This is a genomic window from Collinsella aerofaciens (assembly GCF_040910185.1).
GTDB classification, from domain to species: Bacteria; Actinomycetota; Coriobacteriia; order Coriobacteriales; family Coriobacteriaceae; genus Collinsella; species Collinsella aerofaciens_BF.
Genome location: NZ_JBDGBA010000015.1, coordinates 36,094 through 50,202 on the forward strand (window position 1 = coordinate 36,094; position 14,109 = coordinate 50,202).

The window sequence follows — 14,109 nt, forward strand, 5'->3', positions numbered from 1 at the left end:
AATACCGCTGGTTCGGCCTCGTCGGTGGTCAACGATGGCGCGACGCAAAGTATTGCTTCGGCAAATTATCCGCCTCGCCACCCTCTTGGCCTCGAAGATGGGGTCGCCGATTTGAAGGAGAAACTATTGCCAGGCTAATTTCACATATATAGTCTGACCATTTCTTTTTATTGACATTACGCAAAAATCGCAATGTCAAATTGTGACTAGGAGTTATATCAGATGGTTTACGAATCCTGTTATTGGAAAGATGACTTACGATCATACGCAACAGAATTACGGGACTTTTCCACTTGTACCACTCTGGAAGACGAGTACCGTGATTATCGCCTGGAAAAGGCTCTCCTGTTGTCCGTCTTTACCGTTCGCTTACTCTTGGATGCAAATAAGCTAAGCGACGGCATCGGTTCGCTTAACCTAAAGGTCGACTTATATCCTGCAAAGAAGGAAGCCCAAAAAGACATCTCGCCCTTGAACAAACGCTTTATTGATGAACGATATTTCGACTTAACTAAATCCACATCTTCATCCATTTCCTTACGACAACTCACGAACCAACTAATTCATTCCGAGGTCGTTGTTATGTTTTCATATGATGAATCAGATTGCGTGCTTGGCTTTTTTGTTGTCTCTGACAAGGACTATGAAAAGCACTTGTGCTATTGCGGCCTGAAGGAGTGGATAAGCGTAGTGGATGCTGTTGCGGCTGATGATGTTGTCTCCGCTCGGATATGGAAGGACCCGAAAACTGGGAAATGGAAAACCGTAAAGCTAGCCGCAGCTGATTTAAAAGATACGGACTCCATCCCGAGCCATTTTGATTACGGAGCGCTTGGCTCAGAGACCCTTGAGGCTATTCGCGAAGGAGAGGCGTTCTTGACAACGGGGGAGCCCAGTCGCCTTGACAACGCCGTCGATTCTATCAATGCATCTCTAGAAAATTCCGAAGCCTAAGGTATTTTGATTTGCCATCTTGACGATATCCAATTTCCTTTCACCGATTGGCAAAACGATTTACACCTAATTATTGTCACTGTTCAGGGGTATTTCCTTTGTTTGTGCCTTGATCTCGCTAAACTAATACTTGCTGCTACCAGGGCATTTTCTGGTGCACATCCTATTGGCTCCCGCGAAGATCGGAGCGGGTATGTTTGCCGCCGAGTCCCACACCAGCCGTCATCACATTGCGATCGCTGCCATGGCCTGCCTATGCGTCTTGCTGGGCGGGCCAACTTGCGCCGCGGGCGCGGAGAGCCTGTTCATCGCGGGCGCGACGTACTGCGAGCCGGGCGTGTCGGGCCCCGGTTGGGCCTGGACCGATGCCGGCCATCTGGAGCTTGACGGCTACGCGGGCGACGCCACCGCCGCCGACGGCGACCTGGTCGTGACGCTCGCCGGGCAAAACTCGGTGACGGAGTCGAATGCGCCCGATGCGGACATCACGCAGTGCGGCATGGAGGTGTGGGGCGACCTGACGCTTCGCGGCACCGGGTCCCTGGCGGCATCGGGCTCGCAGTGCGCGATCCACGTCTCGCGGGCGCTCGTGGTGGACGGCTGCGCCGTCGATGCCCGGGCGGACGGGGCCGACGTCACGGACGAGGCCGTGGCCGCCCGGGCATCGACGGCGACATGGCCGTGCGCGGCCGCGGGCGCGTCGTCGCCGCGGGAGCCGGGTCCGGAGCGGGCGTGCGCGCCTACGGCGTGTATCTGCAGGATCTGGGCATTGGTGCTGGCGCGGCTGGCTGCCGGCTTTCCGTCGCTGCCTCGTGGCTCGATGCGGCCGGTGCCGACGGCGGCGTTGCGTGCACGGGCGGGTCGCTTGTTTCCGCGCGGTTTATGGCGCCTGCTGGTGGGGCATTTGGAGCTGGTGGCGTGGTGGATGCCACCGGTGCGGTGGCACCGCATGTGGTGATTGAGCCCGATGTAGCCACGTCTCCGGCGGGGGAGACGGACAGGGGCGAGGTACCGGGCGGTGGGGCGGAAAAGTCTCCCGCCGATTCAAGCCCCGCTGCCGGAGAGCCCACCACGGGGCCCACGGCAAATCCCTCGCTGAAACCCGCGGCCGCGACAACCAAGACAACAACGACAGTAACCAAGACCACGGTCGCCAAAACGGCCAAGCCCAAGGCTGCCACCGCGACCACTGCGGTACTCCCCAAGACCGGCGACAGCAACTGGATCGCCGCGTCCTTTACGCTACTCCTGTTGGGACTGGGGCATCTAGGTGCCGCATATCGCTGTTGGGGCGTGCGGCATGCCTAGCTGCAATACAAAGGCCCTGTAGAAGCTTTAAAGGCAACGCTTTCCGAAAGGGAGCGTTGCCTTTTTACTGCATGCAATGTATGAGGTGCCGTACCACTAAAAGGCTTAGTTAATTGATTGTAATTACATAATCTACTATTGTATGTGCGTTATACTAAGGTTGCACTCACATGATTGGAGGGTCTAAAAATGGCAAGCTCAACATTAACCATTAGGGTTGACGATGACCTCAAACGCGAGGCAGCAGAAGTGGCTGATTACTATGGACTTGATTTGTCGTCCGTGACGCGCGCATTCTTCAAGCAAATGGTCAACACCCATCGCATCCCGTTGACTTTTGCCCCTGAGGAGCCCAATGCCGAAAGCCTTGAGGCCATTCGCGAGGGGGACGCGTTTCTTGCATCTGGCAAAAAAGGACGTTTTGACAATGGCGCCGATCTTATCGCTGCGGCGATGGCACAATGAGCACGTTAACCGCAGAGTTCTCTGCAGCCTTCTCCCGCGATTTAAAGAAAAAAGCAAAGCGCCGTAAATGGGATCTATCCGAGCTTCAAAAGCTAATTGACCTGGTGCTACAGAATACACCCGAGTCAATGGACATATTAAAACGACGTCATAATATGCACCGGCTAAGCGGCAACTGGGCAGGGCGAATCGAATGTCACGTAGCAAACTCTGGCGACTGGCTTGTCATATGGTCATCAAACGAAGAGGTAGCTTTCTTTGAACGCACCGGCAGCCATGATGAGCTGTTCCGATAGCTCCCTTAATATCGACACCACCAAAGCTATCCGGATTTCAAGCAAATGACATCCTATTTGTTCAACATTGTTGGAGATTCAGCTGCGCAATGATGATTGCCTCCCATCCTAGGCTGGAATATCGTCTCCAAACCAGGCCCTGGCAGCGGTTTGCTCTGCAAAAGGTTGCGCAATGTGCTCGCCGGTAGATCCTGCGTGTGGCCATACGCTACCAGACTCTTCCTTTTCATCGACAGGTTCCTTAAAGCGATGGCCCAACACTGTCGATGAGCGGAATGCGGCAAACTGCGCCCCCGCGTTCTCTATCGAGGTGCGTCGATCCTAGGTACGAGGGGTTCGCCCAGATCGAGACGACCTATTAAGGCATCTTTGTCCCTGTCGTCTCAATGAACACCTTCGACCTGACTCATGCCTTACGCGATGTTCGGACAAACTCGGTTATAGCGATTTGCCTTCTCATTAAAAGGGACTGCAAGATGTTTACCGCCATGGCCTGCCTATGCGTTTTGCTGGGCGGGCCTTCTTATGCCGCGGGCGCGGAGAGCCTCATCATCGCGGGCGCGACGTACTGCGAGCCGGGCGCGTCGGGCCCCGGCTGGGCCTGGACCGATGCCGACCACCTGGAGCTTGACGGCTACGCGGGTGGGGCCATCGGCGCCGAGGGCGACCTGGTGCTGACGCTTGCCGGGCAGAACTCCGTGACGGAGTCGCATGCGCCCGATGCGGACATCACGCTGTGCGGCATGGAGGTGTGGGGCAACCTGGCGCTTCGCGGCACCGGGACCCTGACGGCCACGGGCTCGCAGTGCGGGATCCACGCCTCGCAGGCGCTCGCGGTGGACGGCTGCACCGTCGATGCCCGGGCGGACGGGGCCGATATTACTGACGAGGCGGTCGCCGGCGTGATCGCAGGCGACATGGCCGTGCGCGGCGGCGGACGCGTCGTTGCGGCGGGCGCCGGGTCCGGAGCGGGCGTGCGCGCCTACGGAGTGTATCTGCAGGATGCGGGCCTTGGCGCTGGCGCGGCCGGCTGCCGGCTTTCCGTCGACGCCTCGTGGCTCGATGCGACCGGTGCCGACGGCGGTGTTGCGTGCACGGGCGGGTCGCTTGTGTCCGCGCGGCTTGTGATGCCTGCCGGTGGGGCTTTTGGTGCTAGCGGCGTGGTGGATGCCTCCGATGCTGTGGCACCGCATGTGGTGGTTGAGCCCGATGCGGCCACACCTCCGGTGGGGGAGACCGATGGAGACGACGTGCCCGGCGATAGCGCGGACAAGTCTCCCACCGATGCTAACCCCGCTGCCGGAGAGCCCACCACGGGGCCCAAGGCAAATCCCGCGCCGAAGCCCGCGGCCGCGACAACCAAGACAACAACGACAGTAGCCAAGACCACGGTGTCCACGTCCTCCAGGCCCAAGGCCGCCACCGCGACCACTGCGACGCTCCCCAAGACCGGCGACAACTGCTGGACCCCCGCTTCCGTGATGCGTTTCCTGCTTGGTGCAGTGCTTCTAGCTGCCGCATGTCGCTATTGAGATAGCTGCCTTTTGGAAGAAAGGGACATCCATGTTAGCGCCGGGCGATTTTAGCCGCTAATAGTCAAACTATTTTGACCAATCCCGGTCACCGAATAATGGCCACCGTGCCTCCCCGCCGCCACTACGCTGGTGGTGCCAACACGCCGGCGTTAGGAGGACCATTGAGGTGAACGAGAGACACGATGACCTACAGGAGATTATAGACGCGGCGCTCCGGGAGATGGCCGCGGAGGAGGGCGACGGGTTCGACCCGCAGGCATGCAACCTCGCGGAGTTCTGCAGGAGGACGGGGCTCACCCGCTCCCGTGCGAGGACGGTCAGGGCACACGGGTTCAGGGCCCTGCCCCACGGGAACAGCGGGAGGAGGGCCGCGCCGGGCGTGCTCGCCGGCCACACCGGCCTGGTGGACGACCTCCTGCGGAAGGGCGTCACCAACTCGCAGGTGATATTCGAGCGGCTGCTCGGCCAGGGCTACGCCGGCGGCCTCACCACGGTGAAGACCTACATCGCCGCGCACCGGGACCTCGTGCCCGCGAAGAGGCGGCAGGCGGCCCCGCAGGGCTGCCGCGGGCAGCGCTTCAGGACGGCGCCCGGAGAGGCCTACCAGATGGACTGGGGCTTCGTCGCGGTCGAGCGCCCCGGCGGCGAGCGGGCGCGGATCGCCTGCTTCGCCATGGTCTGCCACCATTGCGGGGGCGCCCACGTCGAGTTCTTCCCGAACGCGCGCCAGGAGAACCTCCTCATCGGGATGCTGCACGCGTTCTCGGCGCTGGGCGTGCCCGCGACCGTGCTCACCGACAACATGAAGAGCGTGGTCGTCCGCCGCGATGCCGACGGCCGGCCCGTCTGGCAGGCCGACTACGCCGAGTTCATGGGCGTCGTCGGCTTCCGCACCAGGCTGTGCAGGCCGCGCCACCCCTATACGAAGGGCAAGGTGGAGAGGCTCGTCCGCTTCGTGAAGGGGAACTTCCTCGCGGGAAGGTCCTTCACCGACCTTGACGCCCTCAACCGGGAGGCCGCCCTCTGGTGCGCCGAGCAGGGAGGCCGCTGGCGGCGCGCGGCGGCATGCGTCCCGATGCGCGAGCACGAGGCGGCGTGCTCGGCGAACACCAGGCCGCTCGAGGTCACGGCCGAGGTCGAGCGGTACCTGTGCCCGCGCCGGAAGATCTCCTTCGACGGCTTCGTGAGCTTCGAGGGGCACCGCTACGGCGTGCCCTACTGGTACGTCCGCCGCGAGTGCAGGGTGAACCGGGAGGGGCGCGTGGTGCACATATACAGCGACGACCTCTCCCGCGAGCTCGTCGCCCACGCCGTCGGCACCGGCGCCGACAGCTGGTGCGAGGGGCAGTGGGAGACATCGCCGGCGCAGCCCGAGGAGCTGCCGACCCAGCCGGTGGGGACCGTGGTCGAGCAAATCGCCCCGCCCAGGACGAAACCCGGTTTCGAGAGGTTCGACTTCGGGAGGGCCGAATGATGGCGGGCGCGGGGGCGAGCCCCTACGAGCTCGCGAGCGACGCCGCGTCGAGGCTCGGGATCGCCGTCGGGGCGGAGGAGCTCGCGACCCTCGCCTCGGACCTCGACCTCGGCGACGGGGAGATGGCCGCCGTGGCAGCCACCTTCTCCTACCTTGCGGAGAAGAGGAGGCTCGCCTCCATCGAGACGCTGCTGAGGCTGAGCAGGCTGCCCAGGCGCGAGCCCAAGACCTTCGAGGGCTTCGACTTCTCCAGGATCCAGGGCCGGGACGCGGCCGCGCTGGGCAAGCTCCCGTCGCTGGCCGACCTCTACGCGCACCGCAACGTCGCCTTCGTCGGGCCCGGCGGCATAGGGAAGACGCACCTCGCGCAGGCCTACGGGCGCGAGTGCTGCATGCGGGGGCTCAAGACCTACTACATAAAGGCGACCGAGCTCAGGGACAGGTTCCAGAAGGCCGTCCAGCGGGGAAACACCTCGCGGGTCGTCTCCTCGCTCGTCAAGCCGTCGTGCCTCATCGTTGACGAGGTGGGGAGATGCGTCTACGACAGGCCGTGCACCGACCTGTTCTTCGATGTCGTCGACAGGCGCTACGAGAAGGAGGGGCCGAACGCGATGGTCCTCACGAGCAACATCGCCCCGAGCGGGTGGGATGAGTTCTTCACGGGCGACGACACGCTCCTCTGCGCCCTCGACAGGCTGTTCGACAAGGCGTCGGTGTTCGTGATGCGGGGCCCGAGCTACCGCGGCAGGGGGCTCGACACCTACTCGGTGGAGGCCGTCCCCCAGGCGGTGAAGGTGAGGGGGATCCAGCCCGAGGGGATGTAGGGAAGCGATAGGAAAGTCATAGATGCGGGCGTGTTGGCTAAAATGGGTCGGCCGGGATTGGTCAATCTCGGCCGACTATATTTGGCTAAATTATTCCGACGCTAACATCCACAAGGATAGCTATTTGTTTGTTTGCGTATAGGCGTCCAATTATCGAAGGCAGAGGCCATACGGACGCAGCCATGGGCCGAATCGTGACAACGAGACCCGGGATAATATACGCGAGAAAAGAATTAACAATAAAGTGGGGCAGACCACAAGCAACAATAAGGGCACCGGGACCTATGTAGGCTCCGGTGCTCAAGCACAATATCGGCAGTACACGGAGCTCCGCAATACGGCGATCATGGTCGGGCACAAGGCGGATTTAAATTCGCTGAGTTCATTTTTAGTGCGAGCAGTATGGTATAACCCCTCTTTTGCGTATACCCGGCTGATGCAGTCAAAGTCTACGTCCCATGCGTAGAATTGCTTGGTATATAGAATTGCAACATCATTAAGTATTCTGGGAGCATCTTGTGAAGTTTAACGAATGGGCTGAATTAATATGCGCGGTTATCTCTTTACTTGTAATAGCCATCATTGGCATGAAACAGTATTGCCAGAGTAAGCGCATGGAAGAATTCGAGCGTCGCCAGGACGAAAGAGACGAACGCAGACACGCCGAAGGGAATAAGGCGCAGGCGGTCGAGTTTATCTCGAAGTATTACACAGACAGAGGCTTAATTCCGCTTTGCGCTGTCGCCGCCATGTACAATGATCTTTTCCATTATTCACGTAAGATGTATTGGGAATTCTGCTGCCTTGTGCCGGAGGTGCAGAATCTGATTCTTAAATACTGTGATCTTGACTTGCGGGTCAGGAAAGAGAATGACCTGTTCGTCCGTTGCATCGCCGCAGTCGAAGCCGCCCTCCGCGATCGTTTCCCTAAAGATGAACCGGCTTTCTATGACGACGGGAAATACGTCCTACGCAGCCTCGACAGGTACGCAGGGGAGAAAATACCGGCCGTGCGAATTGGCAATCTTCCAAAGTGTCTGGACGCATACCGTCCGATCTCCGATAGCCGTACTCCCGAGTACAACCTCTTTATCATTGAAGTTCTGTCTAGGGCTTTTGAGTCGCAGGACGCTTCCCTCACTCCTATATCCTGTCTAGAAAAGGCTTATTGCTTCGAATCGAGCCCCGAGATAGAGGCCTGCCGGTTCGCGTCGACCGTTGCATTCTACGCGGCAACCTACGGCTCTTGTGACGAGGCCAACAATAGGTACTACGGGTGCCCCGGCGGTTTCGATGGCGAGAGAATCGAGACCATGGAAGACCTATTTCTTCTTACTGTCTTCCAGATATATACCAAGCTTCTGCTTCCGAACGAAGGGTAAGAAATAACACGAGGCATTCGTTATTTGACTCTGCCTAATTCTGCCACATTCATTTTTCGAAATCTCACTCATTTCCTTTATAACTTGGGTATACTTGAATCAGAAATTGGTCGTAGGGCGCGACCAACGGAATCAAAAGAAAGCCCACTGAGAAGATGCCTTCAATCTCTTTGGGTTGGAGGCATTTTCTTTTTCGGAGGGTCTGCATGAATTCTAAAATCGTCTTTTTGACAAACTCGTTCTACAAAGATCATCCAAACCATCTAGTCTGCTCTTTATACTCGGATATAAACACTAAGGAGGTAGACGTGTTTTGGAGCTATGTTCAGCTTGATGACGGCACTCAGTTTGCCTACTCAGAGACAAGAGATGACGGGACCGTTCGCGTAGCCGTCGAGCGTCCGGTTGACCTTGGCTTTGACCATGCAGAATGCTTCTTGCCTGCGGTTAATTGGTTCAATGTCGAAGGATTTTCTATTGACGATCTGGATTTTTTGACCGAGTTCGTTAGATCAAACGCCCCATTTATCTTCGAGCTTGCAGAACGGCAAAAAGCCGGACCGGCGGTTTCGGCGCTGGCCCCCTGACGTCTACTGTTGAACGGCAAATAACCCATGATTACGCCTACCGACATATCCACCGCCGCCTCCCGCGTGCTTGCTCAATACGACGTCAGCGAAGCATATTTATTTGGCTCGTTTTCCCGAGGCGAGCAAACGCCCAATAGCGATATTGACTTGCGCCTAGTCTGCGGCAACGCCATGACGTTCGGCACGCTTTACGAACTCTCCCATGAGCTCGAGAGGGAACTTGGGCGAAAGGTTGAAATCGTCACCAACCCACCAGAGCACATGCGCCCAGCATTCCGCAAAAGCATCGAGCAAGATGAGGTGCGTGTCTATGAAGCTCTGTAAGCAGGACGAGGCGTTAGTGTGCTCCGGCATGATCAGCAAGTCTGAATTTTGTCGCATACTTCCGGACTCGGCGAGCCTTAGAAGCAAGTATTGAACTCAGACTCGGTTCCAGACACCCTCTTGCTATTTGAATACAGGTATCGCTCTAGCGATAGTATGTTATACTATCGCTAGAGCGATACCTGTTAGGAGACTCGCGTGGAACTATGGCATGGTTCTCAGAAAATCATTGAGACTCCCCAACTTGGCCTGGGGAAAATCCATAACGACTATGGACAGGGATTCTATTGCACAGAGAGCCTCGACCTTGCAAGGGAATGGGCATGCTCGCGCGATGCCGATGGCTTTGCGAATCGCTATGAACTCGATATAGCCGATCTCAAAGTTCTCGACTTGCTATCGCCGCAATATTGCGTCCTGCATTGGATAGCGTTGCTCGTTGAGCATCGTTCTTTTCGCAAAGATACCGCCATTGCCGCGGGGGCGTGCGAATATCTCCATGATCACTTTCTACCTCAGACGAGCACTTGCGACGTAATAAGGGGGTGGCGTGCGGACGACTCGTACTTTAGCTATGCCAGAGCTTTTGTAAACAATACGATCACCGTCGATCAGCTTGGACGATCTATGAGGCTCGGTAACCTGGGGGAGCAGATTGTGCTCAAAAGCGAGCGTGCGTTTAAGAGCATTCGTTTTGCTGGATTTGAACGTGCGCAGCAAGCTCTGTATGGTCCATTGGCCAAGGAACGAGATGAAGCGGCAAGGGCGCAGTATCGGGAGCTCCTTGCCGAAAACCCGTTTGAGGGAATACGTATCGTCGATATCATTCGAGAGGGGATGACGGGCGATGACCCACGCCTACAGTGAGATGTATCTCGAGGATGCAATGAGAACGCTGGGCGAGGCGGTCGATTTTGCTCTCTGTGACCAAGGGCTGACTCCAGCCGAGTTGACGGCGATCCTGTCGAACGCTCTTGAGATGAAACAGTTTGAGCGCGGTATGCCTCGCGTCGTCTGCGGCATGGCGGGCGACGAGCTCGCGCGCGATATTATCGCCCATGCGGGACTGACCCCCGTCAAATGTAGGGAGACCTATCCGTTCGACCGTTCGCCTCAGTATTGGGCGGGGTGGGTTATGGCCTATACGCAATGGATGAGCAGCTTGGGCTTTAATAAGCTACTCGAAGTCGCTCCGCTCGATTGGATCATCGGCTCGTACCATCCGCTCCACGAGGCCTCCGAAGATAAATTCGCCCAGATTGTCATCGAAAAATGGAACAACGCCCAGGCAGACAAAAAGGGCCTCAAGGCGGCACGAAAGGCTGCCGGACTAACGCAAAAACAGCTCGCCGCCCAATCGGGGGTTAAGCTTCGCGCCATACAACTCTACGAGCAGAACCAGCTCGACCTACGCCGTGCCTCGGTTTCCTCGGCATTGGCGCTTGCAGACACCCTAAACTGCACCATCGAAGACCTCGTATGGCAACCGATTGCTCTGGAGTACGACTCGCAGGCTATTTCGTCTGTAAAGCTATAGAGGAGTCAGACATGCCTTGGAGCTATGTTCAACAAGATGACGGTGCTGATTGCGTTGCTCAAGAAGATCATTCAACTGCGCACGTGGCAAATTCAGCATCACCGATTTTGCTCGGCGGCGCCACGTCAATCGACGAAGCTATTCGGCTGACCATTTCGAACATGCCCAACGCGCTCAGGCTCTTGGAGAACTCATGATGGCGGCTATGCAGCGGAGCGCTCATCCGTTCGCCCCGCTCGTGCTCGATGATGCCGGTTCGCTCGAAGATATGGCCGCGGCCGTGATGCGCCTGCACAGCACGCTGATGACGGTCGGGCGCTGCTATACAACCGACGCCACGGGCGACCGTGCCGCGCTTGAGCTTGGACGCGTCGAGTCCGTGCTTGCAGGTGCATTCTGTACGATATTCGGCCAATCGCCGGCCGATCGCTTCGCAGACATCTTTGACCAGGTCACTTATGTGGCCGATCACATGGTCAAGGACCACATCTTTGAGGACGGCAACAAACGCACCAGCCTTGTCTTTGCGTTGTCCGTCTTAAGGTTCGCAGGCACTCCGGTCGTGCTGTCTGACAGCCCCGAACCAAAAGACAACCAGTACTACGCCTGGATCCAGGACCTCGTTTCCAGTCGCCGCACGAACAGCGAGCTAGCCGAAGAGCTGCGCTGCGGATTCGTTGCGGGCACGGACGATCTGTCGCTCGTATAGAATCTAAGCATCCGCACGCCGGTTAATGAATTGATTGGACACCACATGGAACTCCCTAGCACCCTGTGCAGTAATGTGTACGACTTCGCGTTTTGCCCCGAGCCCTGCTACGACCGCCTGGTCGACCTCGCCGACCCCGAGGACTGGGGTCCCGGCAACCGCATCCTCAAAAACTACCTGTCGTTTTCGTTTAGCCGCGCGGTGTTCCTGACCGAGCGTGACTTGGACCAAACCGGGCCGTCCAACCTGCCGCTGGTGTTCGACAATGACCGCTGCCTGTTCAATACCGGCCTGTACACGCGTCGCTACGAGACCATCTACGGCCTGTTTGAGCCCAACACCAAGCCCGACGCGCGCCAGCGCTGGTTTTTGAAGGGCTTCTTTAAGGAGAGCGACCCCATGCTGGTCTCGTTTGAGTACCTGCCGTGCCGCGTGCGCTTTGCCGAGGACCCCTCCGAGCTGGTCTTTGACTACCGACTGCCCATCCGCTCCAACATCGACCACATTCTGGGCGACGAGGAGAACCTTACGCGCATCCCCGCCAGCCTGATGGGGGAGGACAACTCGCTGCTGCTGCGCGCGCTTTTGAGAGCGCCGTCGTCGAGGCCGCCCGCCGCGCCGCAGCCAACTATACGCTCGCGGTGCCGCAGTTCTACGGCGGCCGGATCCAGCTACTCCTACCGCTGTGCCTGACCGGCGACAAGCCCGAGCTGGCGCTGACCATCCAACGCGAGGACGGTTTCTACGCCGCGCGCACCTGCCTCACGCTCGACATGGCCTACAACAACGCGCGACTCATCTGCCGCCCTGAGACTTCGTGGATCAAGCGATAAAGGGCTGTTGAACTGGTGGTTTATCGCGTACCCTGATTGCGGTTGCACGGTTTGCTCCCACGAATTTAAAATCGAGGGTAAAAAGTTCTTGGTAAACCGCGCGTGGCTATGTTAGTATCTCTTTTGCCGAAAGGCGACGGGCGATTGGCTCAGGGGTAGAGCATATCCTTCACACGGATGGGGTCACAAGTTCGAATCTTGTATCGCCCACCATCTAAAGCACAGGTCAGAGGTGTTAAGCCTCTGGCCTTTTTCTTTTTGACACCAAGGCTGACTCCAAAACGAATCGTAGTCGTATAAGGCGTCATTTTTTTCGCACCCTTTTTGCTGACGCCATTGCATGTTTTGTATAAAACGCATGCGGATTTTCATTGAATTCCCCATGTGATCCGCGCGCAAATGTGGAGACAGAGACCACTGGCTCACAGCTCGTACCAGCACGTTCTCGCCTCGTTACAACCTTTCAACACATCCCGTCCATTATTTGGTCAGCGTTTGGTCAGTTTCCCGTACTTACCCGCATGACGGCCACGTAGATAATCGGCCATGCCCGCAATCCGCACGGCCTACGGTCGAAACCAGGGGAGGCCATATGGACGAGATCGTCTGCGCAAACACCGCATTCCGCTACTGGCGCTGCCCGCCCCAAGCGCGCAACCTCTACCCGCGACTGCCAAGCCCAGAAGACGGCTGGCGAGCCCTAGCCCAAGCCCCTTTCGTAACCGATATCCTCAAGACCCCGATTATCGCTGTTGCTTCGCCAGGTTGTTGTAATCACCACTCGGGATTGCGCTCCACTATTCGCTGGGAAGGGGCTTCGGATACCGGCACAACAACCGACACTCATTTAGGCTTTAGCGTCACCAATCCGCTTAACACGTTATTTACTATGACACGCTTTGTGTCCCAAATAGATCTCGTACTGGCTATGTACGAACTTTGCGGCTGGTTTTCTGTTTTCGAGCCGACCCCCGCTGTCGAAATGCAGTTAAAAATCGCGTTAAAGGAGAATCGCAATTCCAGCACGCAGAATCTGTTCGAACTTGGAGAAGGCGAAGACGAGATTCCTTGGAAACGAGTTTATGCCCGCACAACCGTAAAGGTCCCAGCAAATGAAGGCCAAACGAACAATCACGAGGATGGAAGAGAGGTTACGAAACTCAAAGGTACTTCGCTTTGGATGAGAAAGCCACTCATCGAACTGAGCGACTTGCATCGATTCGCCGAAAAGGTCAAAAGTCAAATGTGGGGAAAGCAGTTTTATGATGCCGCTCAGCAGGTTATCGGCATTGCTGCATCTCCACTCGAGGTCGCGGGGGTCCTGCTTCTAAGTCGTTCTCGAAGTCTAGGTGGTTCAGGATTCAGATACGTATACCTCAACGATTTAACCCCTCTATCCGAGGAAGCCCAAAGCATCGCAGGTCAAAAGGTTTGCTACGGTGACATCGTGATTGTAAACCCAATCCTAATGAAGGCAGCAATTATCGAAATCCAAGGTGAGGTCATCCATGGGTCAGGCGCGGTACTTGACCAAGATGCGGAGCGCATGACTGCGCTCCAGAGCATGGGTTTCGATGTGTTCCTGGTAACCCACGATATGCTTAACGACAAAAAACAGCTAGACGCCATAGTCAAAAGCGTCTGCAGTCGTTTGGGGATTCGATATAAAGCCAAATCCGAGGCAATGAAGCGCGCCGAGACGCGACTGCGAGCAAATGTTCTGTGCAACTGGTTGGAACTCGGAAATTAGCCGGCGACAAGGCGCTAGAACGACCTAGTTTTCCTGCTAGTGAATTAGTATCATTTCAAAACTATGCCGGATTACGGGGCTGGACCCGGACCGGCCGTCCATACCCTGCATTTCGCTGAATGCGCAAG

At 57.4% G+C, this 14,109-nt stretch carries 17 protein-coding genes, 1 tRNA gene and 1 pseudogene; all 19 read left to right on the top strand.

Annotated elements, in window-relative coordinates; translation table 11 throughout:
• The first annotated feature begins 222 nt into the window (after positions 1-222).
• A complete protein-coding gene (locus AB5Z54_RS06960; RefSeq protein ID WP_368135214.1) occupies positions 223-954 on the top strand; it encodes a hypothetical protein in 732 nt (243 codons plus the stop codon).
• A 193-nt stretch (positions 955-1,147) separates the two neighbouring features.
• On the top strand, positions 1,148-1,912 hold the full coding sequence (locus tag AB5Z54_RS06965) for a hypothetical protein (protein WP_368135213.1): 765 nt from the start codon (positions 1,148-1,150) through the stop codon (positions 1,910-1,912).
• Complete coding sequence (locus AB5Z54_RS06970; protein ID WP_368135212.1) at positions 1,873-2,262, top strand: hypothetical protein; 390 nt, start codon at positions 1,873-1,875, stop codon at positions 2,260-2,262. The genes AB5Z54_RS06965 and AB5Z54_RS06970 overlap by 40 nt, the downstream gene beginning before the upstream one ends.
• A gap of 189 nt (positions 2,263-2,451) precedes the next feature.
• Positions 2,452-2,727, top strand: a complete 276-nt coding sequence (locus tag AB5Z54_RS06975) for a type II toxin-antitoxin system RelB/DinJ family antitoxin (protein ID WP_055310766.1) — start codon at positions 2,452-2,454, stop codon at positions 2,725-2,727.
• A complete protein-coding gene (locus AB5Z54_RS06980; protein WP_368135211.1) occupies positions 2,724-3,023 on the top strand; it encodes a type II toxin-antitoxin system RelE/ParE family toxin in 300 nt (99 codons plus the stop codon). The genes AB5Z54_RS06975 and AB5Z54_RS06980 overlap by 4 nt, the downstream gene beginning before the upstream one ends.
• Positions 3,024-3,499: 476 nt before the next feature.
• The gene (locus AB5Z54_RS06985; RefSeq protein WP_368135210.1) at positions 3,500-4,555 is read left to right on the top strand and encodes a hypothetical protein; all 1,056 of its coding nucleotides are present in this window, start codon (positions 3,500-3,502) and stop codon (positions 4,553-4,555) included.
• A gap of 169 nt (positions 4,556-4,724) precedes the next feature.
• Positions 4,725-6,032: an IS21 family transposase gene (gene istA, locus AB5Z54_RS06990; RefSeq protein ID WP_035138955.1), complete on the top strand. Its 1,308-nt coding sequence runs from the start codon at positions 4,725-4,727 to the stop codon at positions 6,030-6,032.
• Positions 6,029-6,856 carry an ATP-binding protein gene (locus tag AB5Z54_RS06995; RefSeq protein ID WP_006234068.1) on the top strand — a complete coding sequence of 276 codons (828 nt, stop codon included), beginning with the start codon at positions 6,029-6,031 and terminating at the stop codon, positions 6,854-6,856. The genes istA and AB5Z54_RS06995 overlap by 4 nt, the downstream gene beginning before the upstream one ends.
• Positions 6,857-7,374: 518 nt before the next feature.
• Positions 7,375-8,238: a hypothetical protein gene (locus tag AB5Z54_RS07000; protein WP_368154464.1), complete on the top strand. Its 864-nt coding sequence runs from the start codon at positions 7,375-7,377 to the stop codon at positions 8,236-8,238.
• A gap of 206 nt (positions 8,239-8,444) precedes the next feature.
• Positions 8,445-8,825 (top strand): hypothetical protein, encoded by a 381-nt coding sequence (locus AB5Z54_RS07005; protein ID WP_368135538.1) that lies wholly within the window; start codon positions 8,445-8,447, stop codon positions 8,823-8,825.
• Between the two features lie 27 nt (positions 8,826-8,852).
• A complete protein-coding gene (locus AB5Z54_RS07010; RefSeq protein ID WP_368135537.1) occupies positions 8,853-9,152 on the top strand; it encodes a nucleotidyltransferase family protein in 300 nt (99 codons plus the stop codon).
• A 198-nt stretch (positions 9,153-9,350) separates the two neighbouring features.
• On the top strand, positions 9,351-10,019 hold the full coding sequence (locus tag AB5Z54_RS07015; protein WP_099431746.1) for a DUF3990 domain-containing protein: 669 nt from the start codon (positions 9,351-9,353) through the stop codon (positions 10,017-10,019).
• Positions 10,000-10,689, top strand: a complete 690-nt coding sequence (locus AB5Z54_RS07020; RefSeq protein WP_368135536.1) for a helix-turn-helix domain-containing protein — start codon at positions 10,000-10,002, stop codon at positions 10,687-10,689. The genes AB5Z54_RS07015 and AB5Z54_RS07020 overlap by 20 nt, the downstream gene beginning before the upstream one ends.
• A gap of 11 nt (positions 10,690-10,700) precedes the next feature.
• Positions 10,701-10,886: a hypothetical protein gene (locus AB5Z54_RS07025; RefSeq protein WP_368154465.1), complete on the top strand. Its 186-nt coding sequence runs from the start codon at positions 10,701-10,703 to the stop codon at positions 10,884-10,886.
• The gene (locus AB5Z54_RS07030) at positions 10,883-11,398 is read left to right on the top strand and encodes a Fic family protein (protein ID WP_368154466.1); all 516 of its coding nucleotides are present in this window, start codon (positions 10,883-10,885) and stop codon (positions 11,396-11,398) included. Before AB5Z54_RS07025 ends, AB5Z54_RS07030 begins: the two co-directional genes overlap by 4 nt.
• A 45-nt stretch (positions 11,399-11,443) precedes the next feature.
• Positions 11,444-12,091: a DUF3825 domain-containing protein gene (locus AB5Z54_RS07035; protein ID WP_368135534.1), complete on the top strand. Its 648-nt coding sequence runs from the start codon at positions 11,444-11,446 to the stop codon at positions 12,089-12,091.
• Positions 12,028-12,231 (top strand): annotated as a pseudogene (locus AB5Z54_RS07040) (DUF3825 domain-containing protein); the annotation flags it as partial. The gene AB5Z54_RS07035 and the pseudogene AB5Z54_RS07040, both read left to right, overlap by 64 nt.
• Before the next feature lie 138 nt (positions 12,232-12,369).
• Positions 12,370-12,444 (top strand) — tRNA-Val (locus AB5Z54_RS07045).
• Between the two features lie 379 nt (positions 12,445-12,823).
• The gene (locus tag AB5Z54_RS07050) at positions 12,824-13,981 is read left to right on the top strand and encodes a putative endonuclease domain-containing protein (RefSeq protein ID WP_368135533.1); all 1,158 of its coding nucleotides are present in this window, start codon (positions 12,824-12,826) and stop codon (positions 13,979-13,981) included.
• Positions 13,982-14,109: the final 128 nt, after the last annotated feature.